This window comes from Aquibium sp. A9E412 (genome assembly GCF_030398335.1).
Classification (GTDB): Bacteria; Pseudomonadota; Alphaproteobacteria; order Rhizobiales; family Rhizobiaceae; genus A9E412.
Map to the genome: position 1 here is coordinate 1 of NZ_JAOAOP010000021.1, position 16,183 is coordinate 16,183.

The window sequence follows — 16,183 nt, forward strand, 5'->3', positions numbered from 1 at the left end:
ATAGGAGAGCTGTCGCGTTTCCATGGTGCCACCCCGATTGCCCCGGTCCGGCCGTGCCGGATGCACCGCCCGCGCCGCCCGCCGGCGGTCGTCTCCCCGCCGTGCGCCGCGCGGCCGTCGGGCGTCTGCCGGGGCAGTCTATCAGAAGCGGCTGGCCATGCCGCAACCGCCGCGCTGCGGCGTCGCGGCGCGGCCGGCCTCAGCCGAGCAGGCGGGCGAAGAAGATCAGGCTCATCGCGCTGCCGACGGCGATCACCACGGCGCGGACGACCTGGCGCGGCAGCGCGCGGGCGAGCGGCGCGCCGGCATAGCCGCCGAGCGTGGCGGCGACCATCATGACGGCCGCCTGCGGCCAGGCGACGAGGCCGGCGAGGGCGAAGGTGGCGACCGAGATGGCCGACAGCACGAAGGACAGCCCGGTCTTCAGCCCGTTCATCACGTTGAGATCGCGCATGCCCCACAGCGCGAACAGCGCCAAGAGCACGATGCCGAGCCCGCCATTGAAATAGCCGCCGTAGATCGCCACCAGCAGCGCCGAAACCGGGCTGTCGGCCGCGCCGCCGCCGCGCCGCCGGGCCCAGCCCTGCAGGCGCTCGCCGAAGGCGAAGGTGAGCGTCGCCAGCGCGAGCAGGAACGGCACCACGGCGGCGAACGCCGCGTTGGAGGAGACGAGCAAGAGCAGCGAGCCGATCAGCCCGCCGGCCGCCGTCCAGGCGGTGATCTTGACGAGCCGCCGCCGGTCGAAGGCGGCGATCTCGCGGTAGAAGCCCGCCGCGCCGCCGAGATAGCCGGGAAACACCGCCACCGCGCTGGTGGCGTTGGCCGCCACCACGGGCACGCCGGTGTAGACCAGGGCGGGGAAGGTGAGGAAGGTGCCGCCGCCGGCGACCGTGTTCAGCGTGCCGGCACCGAACGCCGCCGCGGCGAGGACGAGATAGTCGGGCATGGCTTTCCTTCTGCGGCGCACCGGCTGGCCGCCGGCCGCCGCGCCACACGGCACGCGACGCCGCTGCGGCGGATGACGCCGCAGGCTTTAGGCCGCCGGCCCGCCGGCAATCAAGCGCCGGAGCGCGCCGCGCGGGACCGGCGCGCGCCGCAACCGGCCGCTGCGCGCCTTCGCCGCGCGGGTCCCGTGGCTGTGCAGGTGTGTGATGGTGGGCCCGGAGGGACTCGAACCCCCAACCAAGCGGTTATGAGCCGCCGGCTCTAACCAGTTGAGCTACAGGCCCGGCCGGGGTTCCGCTTAGTGCGTTTTGCGCGGCCGCACAAGCGGCCGCCGCAATGCGCCCCCAATCGCCGGCTAGAGCGGCCGGCATGCGGCACGCGCGTGCGGCGGTCCGGCGCTGCCGGTCCGGCTCGCGGCTTGCGCCGCACCACCAGCATGGAGAGTTCTTCCGATGACCCGTTTGCCGCTCAACCTCGCCGCCGCCGCCCTCCTGCCGCTGGCGCTCGCCGCCGTCCCGGCCGCGCATGCCGCCGAGCCCGCGGCCGAGCCGCGCATCGTGGTGACCGGCGAGGGCGAGACGGCGGTCAGCCCCGACATGGCCGTCGTCACGCTGTCGGTGGTGCGCGAGGCCGAGACGGCGCGCGCGGCGCTCGACGCCAACAACGAGGCGATGCGGGCGGTGATCGCGGCGATGAAGGAGGAGGGCGTCGCCGCACGCGACCTGCAGACCGCCGGCCTGTCGATCCAGCCGCGCCAGGTCTACCCGGAAAACGGCGAGGGCCGGCCGCGCATCGTCGGCTACACCGTCAGCAACACGCTGACGGTGCGCGTGCGCGAAATCGGCAACACCGGCGCGATCCTCGACCGGGCGGTGACGCTCGGCGTCAACCAGGGCGGCAACATCGCCTTTCTCAACGCCGATCCCTCCGCGGCGCTGACGACGGCGCGGCAGCGCGCGGTGGAGGACGCCATCGCACGGGCGCGCACGCTGGCCGAGGCGGCCGGCGCGTCGGTCGGCCCGATCCTGAGCATGCGCGAGCGCCAGGGGCAGGACGGGCCGCGGCCGATGGAGGTGCGGGCGATGCGCATGGACGCGGCCGGTGCCGCGCCGGTCGAGGCCGGCGAGACGACCTATCGCGTCGAGGTGGAGGTCACCTTCGGGCTCGAGCAGTAGGCTGCGCGGTGCGCGGCGTGCCCGTCGCGCCGCGGCCGGCGCCTCGCACAACACATGGCAGAAAGGCGCCGCCGGCCTGGCCGGCAGCGCCTTTTTGCGGTGCGGCCTGGCGCCGGCCGGGCCTCAGAGCGAGACGATCGGGCAGCGCGGCGCGCGGGCGAAGACGATGCGCACGGGACGGTGGTGCAGCCGGCCGCGCACGACGATGGCGCGCCGGTTGGCCCGCACCACGCGGGCGCGGCGCACACCGAGCCGCTCCGCCTTGTTGACGGCGCGATGCGGCGTGCAGTGGCGGCCACGGGCGCGCGGCGCGCGGCGGTAGGAATGGCCGCTTTCGCCGATGTGCACGCCGGCGCGGGCACCGTTGCCGCCGATGCTGAAGCTGAAGCCGTCGGCCTGTGCGGTGGCCGGCATGGCGGCGAGCGTGCCGAGCCCGACGAGGGCGGAAAGGGCGGCGATCCTGAGTGTCTTGAACATGGGTCCTCTCGCGTGGCGGTGGTTGCGTTCCAAGGCGACGGGAGGACGATGGCAGGGCGCGGCTGAACGCTGCGCGAACCGGCCGTTCATCGCAGGTTCAGCCGGTGCGGCGGCGCGCCGCCGGACGGAGGCGGCTCAGCCGAGCCGCTTCAGCCAGTATTCCATGGGCTTTTCGGTCTCGCCCGGCTGGTCGACGTCCTTCCAGGCGAAGTGCGTCTGCAGGCCGGGCACCCGCGCGTAGCCGCGCCGGCGCCAGAAGGCGTCGAGCGGCACGTAGCCGTCGGGCCGCAGCGGATGGTCCGCCGGCCGCACGACGGCGGAAAACAGCGCCTGGTCGAAGCCCTGCTCGCGGGCGGCGCGCTCGCGCTCCTCGAAGAAGCGCACGCCGATGCCGCGGCCGCGCCAGGCCGGCTCGAGCACGGATTCGCCGAAGTAGAACAGCCGCCGCGGATCGAGGCCGGCCGCCGCCAGCGGCCGCGCGAAGGCGTCGAAATGATCGGCGAGCGGCGCGGCGGTCGCCGCGCCCACCATGCGCGGGCCGGCGAAGGCGCCGACGACGACGGCGCCCGGCGAGCGGGCATAGGCGGCGAGATAGCCGCGCTCGTAGTCGGCGTCGCCGTCGTAGAGATAGGGGAAGGCGCGGAAGACGGCGATGCGCAGGCGCGCCAGGTCGTCGAGACGCTGCTGCAGCGCGTCGCCGGAAAGCCGGCGGATGGCGATCGCGGCCTCGCCGCTCATGGCGCGTCGCGCACCTGGGCGGTCCAGTCGGCCAGGTTGTAATAGGTGGAGACGCGGCTGATGGCGCCGTCGTCGACCTCGAAGAAGATGCCGGCGGGCAGCGTGTAGCGCTGGCCGCGCGCCTCCGGCAGGCCCTCGGCGGTGGCCAGATAGGTGCCGCGCACGGTGAACTCGGCCGCCGCGCGCACGCCGCCCGGCGCGGTCATGACGACGATGTCGCTCAGCGCCTCGCGATAGTGGCGCGCCATCATGGCGAGGAACCAGCGGAACTTCTCGCGGCCGATCTCGCGGCCGTCCTGGTTGATGTCGTGCGCCACGTCGTCGGCCAGAAGCGCGAGCATCGCCTCGTGGTCGCCGGCGTTGAAGGCGGCGAGATAGCGCTCGATCAGCGCCCGCGTGTCCTGTTCGCTCACCGGTCTCTCCCCGTCGCATGCGCCGCGTGGCAGGTCGCGGCCGGTGCGCCGCTTTGGCATGGCCCGGCGGCCGGCGCAAGCCGGGCTGGAGCCGTCCTGCCTTTCAGACAATCGCAGCTCGGCTCCAACTGGTCGTCTTGAGGCGTTCTAGGACGGCGAACCGGTCTGCGCTTCGCCTGCAAACGCTAGGGTTCCTCGGGCAGGATGTGCGCGACATAGGCCTCCGGCTCGTCGCACTCCTCCTCGAAGGCGGTGACCCGGCCGCGGATCGACACGCCGGCCTCGTGCACGCTGTCGGCCCGGCCGGAGACGAGCGGGTGCCAGGCCGGCAGGTCGCGCCCCTCGGCGACCAGGCGGTAGGCGCAGGTCGCCGGCAGCCAGGCAATGGTGGCGACGTTGTCGGGCGTCAGCCGCACGCAATCGGGCACGCGCTCGAGCCGGTTGGCATAGTCGGTGCAGCGGCACAGGCCGGCATCGAACAGCCGGCAGGCGACGCTCGTCCAGTGGATCTCGCCGGTGTCCTCGTCCTCGAGCTTGGCCAGGCAGCACTTGCCGCAGCCGTCGCACAGCGCCTCCCATTCGGCCGCGCTCATCGCGGCCAGCGGCTTGGTCTTCCAGAAGGGCTCGTCCATCGCCGCGGTTTGGCGCGCCGCGCGGCCGCGGTCAAGCGGCTCGTGGCGGCCGCCGCCCTGTCGCCGCGCCGCCGCCGCGCCGCCGCCGCAATCGGCCGCGCGGCGGCTGTGGCGGGAACCAAATGTCCGGTCGCCGATTACGCCGATGACGGGACGACCGAATTCGAGGAGTGCATTTGATGACCAGAGCTATCCGGGGCCGCATCCTGGCAGGAACCGCGCTCGGCCTGTTGATGGCGGCGACGCCGCCGTCGATCGCCGCCGGCATGGACCGGCTGTCGAGCAGCGACCTCGTCAACGCGACGCGCGGCGCGCCCAACGCGCGCATCATCCTGGCCCAGGCCGAGGCGCTCGGCGAGGACGAGAGGCGACGGGAAGAGAACGGCGAGCAACCGCCGGAGGACCGTGGCGGCGAGGGTGCCGCGAATGGCGGCCAGGGCGGCGGCGCAAGCGCCGGCGGCCAGGGCCAGGGGCAGGGGCAGGACGCGCCTCCGCCCGAGCAGCCGCCGGCCGAGGAGCCGCCGGCCGAACCCGCGGCCGAGCCGCAGCCTCCGGTCGGCGACGATGCGCCGCCCGCCGGTGCCGCGGCCGAGCCGCCGCCACAGGACGACGGCATGCTGGAAGGCCCGGTGGAAGAGGGGCCGGAACCCGCGCCGAGCCCGCCGCCGGCGCAGCAGGACGCGCCGGCCGAGGCGGTCGAGCCCGCGCCGCAGGACGACGGCATGCTGGAAGGCCCGGTCGAGGAGGGTCCCGAACCCGCGCCGAGCCCGCCGCCGGCGCAGCAGGACGCGCCGGCCGAGGCGGCCGAGCCCGCGCCGCAGGACGACGGCATGCTGGAAGGCCCCGTCGAGGAAGGCCCCGAACCGGCGCCGAGCCAGCCACCCGCGCAGAATGCCGAGCCGGCCGACGCGGTTGACGAGCAGCCGGAGGCCGGCGCCGACGACGGCGCGGCCGCCGACGACGAGCTGCTGGAAGGCCCGGTGGAAGAGGGGCCGGAGCCCGCGCCGAGCGCCCCGCCGGCGCAGCAGGACGGCGCGCCGGCCGAGGAGACCGAGGAGCAGCCGGAGGTCGGCACCGACGACGAGCTGCTGGAAGGCCCGGTCGAGGAGGGCCCCGAGCCCGCCCCGGACGCGCCTCCCGCCGAGGACGGTGAGCCGGCCGACGAGGCCGAGGAGCAGCCCGAGGAAGCGACCGACGGCGCGCCCGCCGATGCCGCCCCGGTGCTCGACAGCCAGAAGGACGCCGACGCCGAGGGCGCGCCGACGGCCGCGCCGGACGGTTCGGCCGGCAGCAGCGCCGAGCAGCCGGCCGATGACGGGCAGCAGGCCGGCGAGGCCGCGCCGCCGCCGGCTTCCGACGAGGAGGCGCAGCAGCCGCTCGCCATCGGCGATCTGGAATCGGTGATCGGCGAAGAGGGCCGCCGCATCGAGGGCCGCCGGCCGCCGCGCCGCGAGCGGCGCGAGGATGCCGAGGTCGTGCGCGAGTTCGGCGACCGCATCGTCATCCGCTTCGGCGACCAGATCGTCGTCGAGGGCGGCGACCGCGACCGGCTGGTGCGCGACGCGCGCGAGGTCTACTACGAGGAGCTGCCGCGCGGCCGCACCCGCGAGGTGATCGTGCGGGCCGACGGCACGCGCGTCGTCACCATCCGCAACCGCTACGGCGACGTGCTGCGCCGCGCGCGCATCACGCCGGACGGCGACGAGTACGTGCTCGTCTACGTGCCGCGCGAGCGCTGGGGCGAGGGCGAGCGCCGCTGGCGCGACCCGGCGCGCGACCTGCCGCCGCTGCGCCTGACGATCCCGGTGTCGGAGTACATCCTGGAGGCCGAGCGCGTCGAGGATCCGCAGGCCTACTACGAGTTCCTCGACCAGCCTCCGGTCGAGCGCGTCGAGCGGCTCTACACGGTCGACGACGTGCGCTACTCCTCCCGCGTGCGCGACAAGGTGCGCCGCGTCGATCTCGACACGGTGAACTTCGAGTTCGGCTCGGCGGAGATCCCCGAAAGCGAGATCGACGAGCTGGAGGCGCTGGCGCTCGCCATCGACCGGATGATCGAGCAGAACCCCGGCGAGACCTTCCTGATCGAGGGGCACACCGATGCCGTGGGCTCCGACCTCGCCAATCTCGCGCTGTCGGACCGCCGTGCCGACGCCGTGGCGCGGGCGCTGACCAACGTGTTCGGCATCCCGCCGGAGAACCTGGTCACCCAGGGCTATGGCGAACGCTACCTGAAGATCGAGACGCCGGAGCGCGAGCGCGAGAACCGGCGCGTGGCCGTGCGCCGCATCACGCCCCTGGTGGCGCCGGTGGCGAGCGCCAGGTAGCGACGATTCCCTGCCCCGTCCCCGGTCGAACATGCCGGGGACTCGGCGAGAGCCCGGCCGGCTTCCCCTCCACCGGCCGGGCTTCTTGCGTTCGCGGCCCTGCCGGGCACGGCGGTGAAGCTTCCCGGAGGAGCCGGTTTTTCTGCGCCGATGCACGCAGGCAAAGCTTTTCCCGTTTCAAAGACCCCCGCCGGGACTTGACGCCGACCGGAGATCGACATGTTTTTTCGTATATGTTTTCAATGAAGGCGCCAACATAAGAAAAATATTCCCTTTCTGTACGTAATATACGGACTTATATGGCTTGTTTCTTCAAGCTTCCGTCCTTCCGAGAAATCGATGACCGGCAATTAGCGGTATGATTGCACGTCTGTGGACGGCGATAGATACCGTTTGATTTCGGCCACGGGCCGGTCAACCGGATCGTCGACTTCATTCGACACATGCGGCGCTGTCTATCGCGTCAATCTTTCTCGATGCGTCACGCAATGTCGCAAAGGGGTTTGATCATCAAAAAATGTTGCCCTAGGTATTGAAAAAAATGAACAAAGGGGAACAGGCATTTGAACGACGCCAAAAGCGCCGAGGCCGAGGCGCGTGCATCGAACGCGTCCGGCGCCGAGACCTCCGACATGCCGATGGTCCGGTTCGAGGAGGTCCAGAAGTCCTATGACGGCGAAACGCTCGTCGTCAAAAACCTCAATCTCGACATCGCCAGGGGCGAGTTCCTGACGATGCTGGGGCCGTCGGGCTCCGGCAAGACGACCTGCCTGATGATGGTCGCCGGCTTCGAGGCCGCCACCCACGGCGAGATCTTCCTCGACGGCCGGCCGATCAACAGCGTGCCGCCGCACAAGCGCGGCATCGGCATGGTGTTCCAGAACTACGCGCTGTTTCCGCACATGACGATCGCGGAGAACCTGGCCTTCCCGCTCGAGGTGCGCGGCATCAACAAGGCCGACGCGCAGAAGAAGGTGCAGCGCGCCCTCGACATGGTGCAGATGGGCGAGGGCGGCTTCCACGGCCGCCGCCCGGCACAGCTTTCCGGCGGCCAGCAGCAGCGCGTGGCGCTCGCCCGCGCGCTCGTCTTCGAGCCGGAGCTGGTGCTGATGGACGAGCCGCTCGGCGCGCTCGACAAGCAGCTTCGCGAGCACATGCAGTTCGAGATCAAGCACATCCACGAATCGCTCGGCGTGACGGTGATCTACGTCACCCACGACCAGGGCGAGGCGCTGACGATGTCGGACCGCATCGCCGTGTTCAACGACGGCAAGGTGCAGCAGCTCGCCGCGCCCGAGGTGCTCTACGAGAAGCCGGAGAACAGCTTCGTGGCGCAGTTCATCGGCGAGAACAACACCCTGCACGGCAAGATCCGGGCGATCAACGACGGCATCGCCCGCGTCGAGCTGACCGATGGCGAGACGGTCAACGCGCTCGCCATCAACGCCGGCCCGGGCGAGCGGACCCAGCTTTCCATCCGGCCGGAGCGCGTCGAGATCGACCCCGACGGATCGGTCACCGACCACACGGTGACCGGCCGCGTCGAGGAGGTGATCTATCTCGGCGACCACATCCGCACGCGCATGACGGTCGCCGGCAACAGCGACTTCGTCGTCAAGACGCGAAACCGGCTTGGCGCCCGGCGCTTCAAGCCGGGCGAGAAGGTGCGCGTGGGATGGGCGACCGAGGACTGCCGCGCGCTCGATTCCGCCGGGTGAGCAGGCGCGCCACGCGCCGACAACGGGGCCTTCCGGCGGCCTTACCACACGACAAGAAAAGCCGGACATTCCTCCTGTGTGTGTCTCCGATCCCGAAGCAGTTCTTTCACGTGCAAAGGAAGGTGAGAGTATGAAACGATTTCTTCTGATGACCGGCTCGGTCGCGGCCCTCGCGGTCACCGGCGCGGTCGCCCAGGACCAGCAGCTCACGATCGTCTCGTGGGGCGGCGCCTACTCGAACTCGCAGCAGAAGGCCTATCACGAGCCCTACGAGGAGAAGACCGGCGTCGAGATCCTCAACGAGGACAAGTCGGCCAACGCGCTGGCCGGCATCCGCGCCCAGGTCGAGGCCGGCAACGTGACGTGGGACGTCGTCGACATGCTGCAGGCCGACGCGCAGCGCGCCTGCGACGAGGGCCTGATCCTCGAGATCGACCACAACGAGTGGCTCGAGCCGGCGCCCGACGGCACGCCGGCGACCGAGGACTTCATCGAGGGCACGCTCGGCCCCTGCTTCATCCCGCAGATCCTCTACGCCACCATGTTCGCCTACAACACCGAGGCGTTCGACGGCGAAGGCCCGAAGACGGTCGAGGACGTGTGGGATCTGGAGAAGTTCCCGGGCACCCGCTCGCTGCAGAAGATCCCGCAGAAGAACCTCGAATGGGCGCTGCTGGCCGACGGCGTCGAGGTCGACCAGGTCTACGAGGTGCTAGCCACCCGCGAGGGCCAGGACCGCGCCTTCGCCAAGCTCGACGAGATCAAGGACAACGTTATCTGGTGGACCGAGGGCGCCCAGCCGCCGCAGATGCTGGCCGACCAGGAGGCGGCGATCGCCACCGCCTATAACGGCCGCATCTTCAACGCGCAGGTCAACGAGGACCAGCCGTTCAAGATCATGTGGGACCACCAGATGTTCGAGACGGACGGCTGGGTGGTGCCGGTCGACACCGGCAATCTCGACCTGATCAAGGACTACATCCGCTTCGCCACCGACACGCAGCGGCTCGCCGACCAGGCCAAGTACATCTCCTACGGCCCGGCGCGTAAATCGTCGGCGCCGCTGGTCGGCATGCTCGAGGGCACCGACATCGACATGAAGCCGCACATGCCGACCAATCCGGAGAACCTCGAGACGGCGATCCCGTTCGACGTCCAGTTCTGGGCCGACTACGGCGACGCGCTCGAGGAGCGCTTCAACGCCTGGGTCGCCGGCTGATCCCGACCGACCGCGGCGGGGCGCTCCGGCGCCCCGCCGTCTCTCACCGCACGATGCCACGATGACGATGGACGGACGCAATGGCGAGCAGCACTGAAAGGCGCGGCACGGCCGCCCCGATCCTGGCGGCCGACGGCACGCCGCTCAAGCAGGCGCTGCGCCGCTCGCAGTCGATCGAGCGCCGCCGGGCGCTGGCGCTGGTGGCGCCCTTGCTTCTGTTCATCCTCATCGTCTTCGTGGTGCCGATCATCGCGATGATCTGGCGCTCGGTCTACAATCCCGAGATCCGCGAGTTCCTGCCGCAGACGGCGAGCGCGCTGCAGGACTGGGACGGCACCGAGGTGCCGCCCGAGCCCGTGTTCCAGGCGATGGCCGCCGACATGATCGTCGGCGTGGAAAACCGCACCATCGGCCGCGCGGCGGCGCGCATCAACCGCGAGATCCCCGGCGCGCGCAGCACCATGATGCGCACCGCGCGCCAGGTCGACGAATGGTCGGCCCCCTACCGTGAGAAGTTCATCGAGGCCGACGAGGACTGGACCAATCTGGAGTTCTGGCGCATCCTCAAGCGCGAGACGCGGCTGCTGACGCCGACCTACTACCTCTTGGCGCTCGACTACGAATACAACGCCGAGGGCGAGATCGCGCCGCGGCCGGAGGTCTACCAGGTCTACAAGGGGCTGTTCTTCCGCACCGCCTGGATGAGCCTGCTGATCACCGGGCTGTGCGTGCTGCTCGCCTATCCGGTGTCCTATCTTCTGGCCACGCAGCCGACGCGCACGGCCAACCTGCTGCTCATCCTGGTGCTGCTGCCGTTCTGGACGTCGCTGCTGGTGCGCACCTCGGCCTGGATCGTGCTGTTGCAGCAGCAGGGCGTGCTCAACGACCTGTTGGTCGCCGCCGGCCTGGTCGACGACAACGGCCGGCTGCGCATGATCTACAACCGCACCGGCACGATCATCGCCATGACGCACATCCTGCTGCCGTTCATGATCCTGCCGCTCTACTCGGTGATGAAGACCATCCCGCCGAGCTATCTGCGCGCGGCCAAGTCGCTCGGCGCGCACCCGTTCCGCGCCTGGTGGCGGGTCTACTTCCCGCTCACGCTGCCCGGGCTGGCGGCCGGCTGCATCCTCGTCTTCATCCTGGCGATCGGCTACTACATCACGCCGGCGCTGGTCGGCGGCGAGACCGGCATCTTCATCTCGAACCTGATCGCCCAGAACATGCAGGGCTCGAGCGCCCAGCTCAAGCTGGCCGCGGCGCTGGCGACCATCCTGCTCGTCGCCGTGCTCCTCATCTACTGGGCCTTCAACAAGCTCGTCGGCGTCGACAAGCTGAAGTTCGGCTAGGCGATGACGGCGGACCATGTGCAGCGCGCGTCGCACGGCCTGATGGCCGGGACGACAGACTTTGCCGCATGTCTGCGGGGCCGGGTGCGCGCACCCGGCCGCAGCATGCCGTAGGAACCGGAGGAGACCGATGGCTCTGCCAGCCTATGCGACGACCGCCGAACGCGTCTGGCACCACGCGTTCCGGGTGATCTGCGGACTGATCTTCTTCTTCCTGATCGCGCCGATCATCGTCATCATCCCGCTCGCCTTCAACGCCGAGCCCTACTTCACCTTCACGCGCGAGATGCTGACCTTCGATCCGGCCGGCTACTCGATGCGCTGGTTCGACAATCTCGTCACCTCGTCGGAGTGGACGAGCTCGATCGCCAACTCATTCATCATCTCGATCTCCTCGACGATCCTGGCGACCGCGCTCGGCACGCTCGCCGCGCTCGGCCTCAACCGGCGCAACATGCCGGCGCGCGCCGTCATCACCGCGGTGCTGATCTCGCCGATGATCGTGCCGCTGATCATCACCGCGGCGGCGCTGTTCTCCTTCTTCGCGCGCGTCGGCCTGTCGCAGACCTTCCCCGGCATCATCCTCAGCCACGTGGTGCTCGGCACGCCCTTCGTGGTGCTGACGGTCACGGCCTCGCTGGCCGGCTTCGACGAGACGCTGATCCGCGCCTCGCAGAGCCTCGGCGCCAACCAGTCGCGCACCTTCTTCAAGGTGATCCTGCCGCTGCTGCTGCCCGGCGTGATCTCCGGCGCGCTGTTCGCCTTCGTCACCTCGCTCGACGAGGTCGTCATCGTCAACTTCATGGCCGGGCCGGAGCAGACGCCGATGACGGTGCGCATGTTCTCCGGCCTGCGCGAGGAGATCAGTCCGACCATCCTGGCGCTCGCCAGCCTGCTGGTGGCGCTGTCGATCATCCTTCTGACGACGCTCGAGCTGATCCGCCGGCGCAACGAGCGGCTGCGCGGCATGTCGCCGGGATAGCGGCGACCGGACCGGGCCATCGGCTGCCGGCGAGGGCAAGTCGCCGGCAGCGACGATTCGACGGTTGCGGCGCAGGGCGACGTTTGCGACGATTAATGACCGATTTGCGCCAAGCCTGTCGCAAATCCGGCATCCGCCTGGCGGCCAAAGTTGCACAGTCGCGACGGGGTTTCCGTGTGGTCCGCTTCTTTGACAACCCGCGGGCTATGCGGAATGCTACGGTTCGACACCTAACGCATGGGAGAGCGTCAATGAAGTTCTACAAGAGCAACGGGGATCGCGTACCCGCGAAAATCGAGGCGCTGGCAGAGGAGGCGAAGGCCGGCCGCATGGACCGCCGCGAGTTCCTGGCGCTGGCGAGCGCCTTCGGCGCCTCCACCGCGGCCGCCTACGGCATGCTCGGCATGGCCGCGCCGAGCCGCGCGCTGGCGCAGGAGCCCAAGAAGGGCGGCGTGCTGCGCGTCGCCATGCTGGTCAAGGAGCCGAAGGACCCGCGCACGGCCGACTGGTCGGAGATCGCCAACGCCATGCGCCAGACGCTGGAGCCGCTGGTCAAGTACACCCGCGACTTCACCTTCGAGGGCAAGCTGCTCGAGGGCTGGGAGGTCAACGACGACGCCACCGAATACGTGCTGCGGCTGCGCCCCGGCGCCGAGTGGAACAACGGCGACAAGTTCACAGCCGACGACGTGATCTACAACATCACCCGCTGGTGCGACCAGACCGTCGAGGGCAACTCGATGGCCACCCGCATGGCCTCGCTGATCGACCCGGAGACCAAGAAGGCGCGCGAGGGCGCGATCGAAAAGGTCGACGACATGACGGTCCGGCTGGTGCTGCTGTCGCCCGACATCTCGATCATCCCCGGCATGGCCGACTATCCGGGCCTGATCGTGCATCCGAGCTTCGACGAGACGGGCCGCGACTTCGTCGCCAACCCGATCGGCACCGGCCCGTTCGAGCTGGTCACCTACGAGGTCGGCAACCGGGTCGAGCTGAAGCGGCGCGAGAACGGCACGTGGTGGGGCGGCGAGGCCCATCTCGACGGCATCGAGTTCATCGACTACGGCACCGACCCCTCGGCCATGGTGTCGGCCTTCGAGGCCGGCGAGGTGCACACCAACTACGAGACGACGGCCGACTATGTCGACATTCTCGACTCGCTCGGCCTGGAGAAGTCGGAGAAGGTCACCGCCAACACGATCGTGGCGCGCGCCAACGTCAACAACGCGCCCTATGACGACCAGCGGGTGCGCAACGCGCTGCAGCTCGCCGTCGACAACGCGGTCGTGCTCGGCCTCGGCTACGGCAATGCCGGCGAGACGGCCGAGAACCACCACGTCTGCCCGATCCACCCGGAATATGTCGAGCTGCCGCCGATCAGCCGCGACGTGGACAAGGCCAAGTCGCTGATGGAGGAGGCCGGCCAGTCCGACTACGAGCACGAGCTCATCACCGTCGACGAGGACTGGCACAAGAACACCGGCGACGCCATCGCCGCGCAGCTCCGCGACGCCGGCTTCAAGGTCAAGCGCACCGTGCTTCCCGGCTCGACCTTCTGGAACGACTGGACGAAGTATCCCTACTCGATGACCAACTGGAACATGCGCCCGCTCGGCATCCAGGTCATCGCGCTCGCCTACCGCACCGGCGAGGCGTGGAACGAGGCCGGCTACTCGAACGCCGATCTCGACGCCATGATCGAGGAGGCGCTGACCATCCCGGACGCGGAAGAGCGCAAGACGGTGATGAAGGGGATCGAGGAGCACATCCAGAACTCCGGCATCATCATCCAGCCCTACTGGCGCAAGATCTACAACCACTTCGCGCCGCAGGTGAAGAACCACGGCATCCACCAGACCTTCGAGATCAACCTCGAGGACGTCTGGCTCGACGAGGCCTGACGAGGGCCGCAGGAGAGGGGCCGGCCGGCCCCTCTCCGCACCTCCAATAACAACGATAAGACGACGAACCCCGAGGGGATGGGGCTCCGATGCTGACCTTCATTCTGCGACGTCTCGGCGTCATGGCCCTGACCATGGTGTGTCTGACGCTGGTGGTCTTCTTTCTGGTCAATCTCGAACCGAACCTGAAGAAGCTCGCGATCAGCCAGCTCGACATGCGCTCCTCGCAGGAGGACCTGGAAAGCTGGCTCGAGGCCAACGGCTACCGCCAGAACTTCTTCGTGCGCTACGGCCAGTGGCTCGGCGTCATGCCCAAGCAGCCCAACGTCGACCCGGCGACGGGCGAGGCGGTGCCGCGCTTCCGCTACTGCGACGAGCCGGCCGAGCCGCACTATTCGGGCATCCTGCAGGGCGAGTTCGGCTGTTCCACCAAGTTCAAGGTGCCGGTGGCCGAGAAGCTGTTTCCCGCGCTCGGCGCCACCGGCATCCTGATGTTCTGGGTGATGGTGGTGATGGTCCCCGTGTCGCTGCTGGTCGGGGTGCTGGCCGGCATGCGCGAGGGCACGCGCACGGACCGAAGTCTCTCGGTCGCCTCGATCACCACGACCGCGACGCCGGAATACGTCTCCGGCGTCATCTTCACCGTCGTTTTCGCCTCCTGGCTCGGCATCCTCAACGGCTCGGCCGCCACGGCGACCAGCCAGGGCATCAACTTCTTCAACTTCACCCTGCCGGTGATGACCATGGCCATCTACGGCACCGGCTACATCGCCCGCATGACGCGCGCCTCGATGGTCGAGGTGATGACGCAGCAATACATCCGCACCGCCCGGCTCAAGGGCCTGAGCTTCCGCCAGGTGGTGATGAAGCACGCGCTGCGCAACGCGCTGATCGCGCCCTTCACCGTCATCATGCTGCAGTTTCCCTGGCTGCTCACCGGCGTCGTCATCGTCGAGGTGATGTTCCGCTACCAGGGCTTCGGCTTCACGCTGGTGGAGGCGGCCGGCAACAACGACATCGACCTCCTGCTCGGCTGCTCGCTGGTCTCGGTCTTCGTGGTGCTGTCGACGCAGCTCATCTCCGACATCGGCTACGCCTTCCTCAACCCGCGCATTCGCGTGAAATAGAAAGGCGCGGCCATGCAACTGGAGTTCATCGGACCCTTCGAGATCCTGCTCGGCCTCGTCTATCGGTTCTGGCCGGTGTGGCTGGCGCTCGGCATCCTCCTCGCCCTGTCGCTCGGCTTCAAGCGGCGGCTCGGCCTCTACGGCCAGCTCTTCGACACCGGCGTCGGCGTGGCCGGCGTGCTGATCTGCGCCTTCTGGCTGTTCACCGCGATCTTCGCCGACCTGGTGGCGCCCTTCGCGCCGCTCGACCAGATCTTCGTCATGAAGGACGCGCTGCCCGGCGCGGTCGAGCCGGAGACCGGCCGGGTGTTCCTGCTCGGCGGCGACAAGCTCGCCCGCGACGTCTTCTCGCGCATGGTCTACGGCAGCCAGATCGTGCTCATCATCGCGCCGGCGGCGACCGCCTTCGCGCTGATGGTGGGCACCACGCTCGGCCTGCCGGCCGGCTATTACGGCGGCCGCGTCGACACGGTGCTGTCGTTCATGGCCAACCTGGTGCTGGCCTTTCCGGTCATCCTGCTGTTCTACCTGCTGGTGACGCCGGGCATCCGCGAGACGGCGATCCCGCAATGGCTCGCCGGCTTCTTCTTCGTCTTCCCGATCGTCTTCTTCGGCACGCTGTTCTGGACGCGCTTCCGCAGCCGGCCGCGGCTTCTGGCCGTGCAGCTCGCGATCACGGTGCTGCTCGGCGGCTGGGTCTATCTCGGCCTCGTGTTCGACGCCGACCCGCTCGGCATCATCGCGATCGAGCCGAACGAGCTCAACATCTTCGTCGCCGTCGTCTTCGCCTCCGCGCCGGGCGTCTTCCGCATCGTGCGCAGCCTGACCATGGACATCCAGACGCGCGACTACGTGGCGGCCGCCCAGACGCGCGGCGAAAGCCCGTGGTACATCATGCTGTGGGAGATCCTGCCCAACGCGCGCGGGCCGCTGATCGTCGATGTGTGCCTGCGCATCGGCTACACCACCATCCTGCTCGGCACGCTCGGCTATTTCGGCCTCGGCCTGGCGCCGGAGAGCCCCGACTGGGGCACGGCGATCAAGGAGTCGAGCCGGCTGTTGCGCGCCTACGTCCATCCCGCCCTGCCGCCGGTCATCGCGCTGATGTCGTTCGTGCTCGGGCTCAACCTGCTCGCCGACGCGCTGCGCGAGCAGTCGCTGAAAGACTGAGGAG

14 protein-coding genes and 1 tRNA gene are annotated in these 16,183 nt (G+C 69.6%); 9 read left to right on the plus strand and 6 right to left on the minus strand.

The window, feature by feature from the left end; genetic code table 11:
• Positions 1-199: 199 nt before the first annotated feature.
• Both N1F89_RS09910 and N1F89_RS09915 read right to left on the minus strand, forming a co-directional pair.
• Entirely contained in the window at positions 200-946 is a 747-nt protein-coding gene (locus N1F89_RS09910; protein ID WP_290083768.1) for a sulfite exporter TauE/SafE family protein, read from the minus strand.
• 206 nt (positions 947-1,152) lie between these two features.
• Positions 1,153-1,229, minus strand: a tRNA-Ile gene (locus N1F89_RS09915).
• A 168-nt stretch (positions 1,230-1,397) separates the two neighbouring features.
• On the opposite strand from N1F89_RS09915, the gene N1F89_RS09920 reads away from it, so the two are divergent.
• Entirely contained in the window at positions 1,398-2,120 is a 723-nt protein-coding gene (locus N1F89_RS09920) for an SIMPL domain-containing protein (protein WP_290083769.1), read from the plus strand.
• A 123-nt stretch (positions 2,121-2,243) separates the two neighbouring features.
• Here N1F89_RS09920 and N1F89_RS09925 read toward each other — a convergent pair whose 3' ends face one another.
• From N1F89_RS09925 to N1F89_RS09940, 4 genes are all read right to left on the minus strand, one after another.
• Entirely contained in the window at positions 2,244-2,597 is a 354-nt protein-coding gene (locus tag N1F89_RS09925) for a hypothetical protein (protein ID WP_290083770.1), read from the minus strand.
• A 135-nt stretch (positions 2,598-2,732) separates the two neighbouring features.
• A complete protein-coding gene (locus tag N1F89_RS09930) occupies positions 2,733-3,335 on the minus strand; it encodes a GNAT family N-acetyltransferase (RefSeq protein WP_290083771.1) in 603 nt (200 codons plus the stop codon).
• Positions 3,332-3,748, minus strand: coding sequence for a ketosteroid isomerase-related protein (locus tag N1F89_RS09935; RefSeq protein WP_290083772.1), 417 nt, complete (start codon positions 3,746-3,748; stop codon positions 3,332-3,334). Before N1F89_RS09935 ends, N1F89_RS09930 begins: the two co-directional genes overlap by 4 nt.
• Before the next feature lie 185 nt (positions 3,749-3,933).
• Positions 3,934-4,380, minus strand: coding sequence for a YcgN family cysteine cluster protein (locus N1F89_RS09940; RefSeq protein WP_290083773.1), 447 nt, complete (start codon positions 4,378-4,380; stop codon positions 3,934-3,936).
• 179 nt (positions 4,381-4,559) lie between these two features.
• Between N1F89_RS09940 and N1F89_RS09945 the strand changes: the two genes are divergently transcribed.
• The 8 genes from N1F89_RS09945 (at position 4,560) to N1F89_RS09980 (ending at position 16,179) form a co-directional block, all read left to right on the plus strand.
• Positions 4,560-6,707: an OmpA family protein gene (locus tag N1F89_RS09945; RefSeq protein WP_290083774.1), complete on the plus strand. Its 2,148-nt coding sequence runs from the start codon at positions 4,560-4,562 to the stop codon at positions 6,705-6,707.
• Positions 6,708-7,339: 632 nt separating this feature from the next.
• Positions 7,340-8,425, plus strand: coding sequence for an ABC transporter ATP-binding protein (locus N1F89_RS09950; protein WP_290083820.1), 1,086 nt, complete (start codon positions 7,340-7,342; stop codon positions 8,423-8,425).
• Positions 8,426-8,555: 130 nt separating this feature from the next.
• Entirely contained in the window at positions 8,556-9,644 is a 1,089-nt protein-coding gene (locus tag N1F89_RS09955; protein ID WP_290083775.1) for an ABC transporter substrate-binding protein, read from the plus strand.
• Positions 9,645-9,724: 80 nt separating this feature from the next.
• Positions 9,725-10,996 carry an ABC transporter permease gene (locus N1F89_RS09960; protein ID WP_290083776.1) on the plus strand — a complete coding sequence of 424 codons (1,272 nt, stop codon included), beginning with the start codon at positions 9,725-9,727 and terminating at the stop codon, positions 10,994-10,996.
• A 130-nt stretch (positions 10,997-11,126) separates the two neighbouring features.
• On the plus strand, positions 11,127-11,978 hold the full coding sequence (locus N1F89_RS09965) for an ABC transporter permease (RefSeq protein WP_290083777.1): 852 nt from the start codon (positions 11,127-11,129) through the stop codon (positions 11,976-11,978).
• A gap of 251 nt (positions 11,979-12,229) precedes the next feature.
• The gene (locus tag N1F89_RS09970) at positions 12,230-13,882 is read left to right on the plus strand and encodes an ABC transporter substrate-binding protein (RefSeq protein ID WP_290083778.1); all 1,653 of its coding nucleotides are present in this window, start codon (positions 12,230-12,232) and stop codon (positions 13,880-13,882) included.
• An 89-nt stretch (positions 13,883-13,971) separates the two neighbouring features.
• Positions 13,972-15,009 carry an ABC transporter permease gene (locus tag N1F89_RS09975; RefSeq protein WP_290083779.1) on the plus strand — a complete coding sequence of 346 codons (1,038 nt, stop codon included), beginning with the start codon at positions 13,972-13,974 and terminating at the stop codon, positions 15,007-15,009.
• Positions 15,010-15,021: 12 nt separating this feature from the next.
• Entirely contained in the window at positions 15,022-16,179 is a 1,158-nt protein-coding gene (locus N1F89_RS09980) for an ABC transporter permease (RefSeq protein ID WP_290083780.1), read from the plus strand.
• Positions 16,180-16,183: the final 4 nt, after the last annotated feature.

Coding starts and splice junctions, on each gene's coding strand:
- N1F89_RS09910 (WP_290083768.1), bottom strand. CDS start 946: ATGCCCGACTATCTCGTCCTCGCCGCGGCGGCGTTCGGTGCCGGCACG.
- N1F89_RS09920 (WP_290083769.1), top strand. CDS start 1,398: ATGACCCGTTTGCCGCTCAACCTCGCCGCCGCCGCCCTCCTGCCGCTG.
- N1F89_RS09925 (WP_290083770.1), bottom strand. CDS start 2,597: ATGTTCAAGACACTCAGGATCGCCGCCCTTTCCGCCCTCGTCGGGCTC.
- N1F89_RS09930 (WP_290083771.1), bottom strand. CDS start 3,335: ATGAGCGGCGAGGCCGCGATCGCCATCCGCCGGCTTTCCGGCGACGCG.
- N1F89_RS09940 (WP_290083773.1), bottom strand. CDS start 4,380: ATGGACGAGCCCTTCTGGAAGACCAAGCCGCTGGCCGCGATGAGCGCG.
- N1F89_RS09945 (WP_290083774.1), top strand. CDS start 4,560: ATGACCAGAGCTATCCGGGGCCGCATCCTGGCAGGAACCGCGCTCGGC.
- N1F89_RS09950 (WP_290083820.1), top strand. CDS start 7,340: ATGCCGATGGTCCGGTTCGAGGAGGTCCAGAAGTCCTATGACGGCGAA.
- N1F89_RS09955 (WP_290083775.1), top strand. CDS start 8,556: ATGAAACGATTTCTTCTGATGACCGGCTCGGTCGCGGCCCTCGCGGTC.
- N1F89_RS09960 (WP_290083776.1), top strand. CDS start 9,725: ATGGCGAGCAGCACTGAAAGGCGCGGCACGGCCGCCCCGATCCTGGCG.
- N1F89_RS09965 (WP_290083777.1), top strand. CDS start 11,127: ATGGCTCTGCCAGCCTATGCGACGACCGCCGAACGCGTCTGGCACCAC.
- N1F89_RS09970 (WP_290083778.1), top strand. CDS start 12,230: ATGAAGTTCTACAAGAGCAACGGGGATCGCGTACCCGCGAAAATCGAG.
- N1F89_RS09975 (WP_290083779.1), top strand. CDS start 13,972: ATGCTGACCTTCATTCTGCGACGTCTCGGCGTCATGGCCCTGACCATG.
- N1F89_RS09980 (WP_290083780.1), top strand. CDS start 15,022: ATGCAACTGGAGTTCATCGGACCCTTCGAGATCCTGCTCGGCCTCGTC.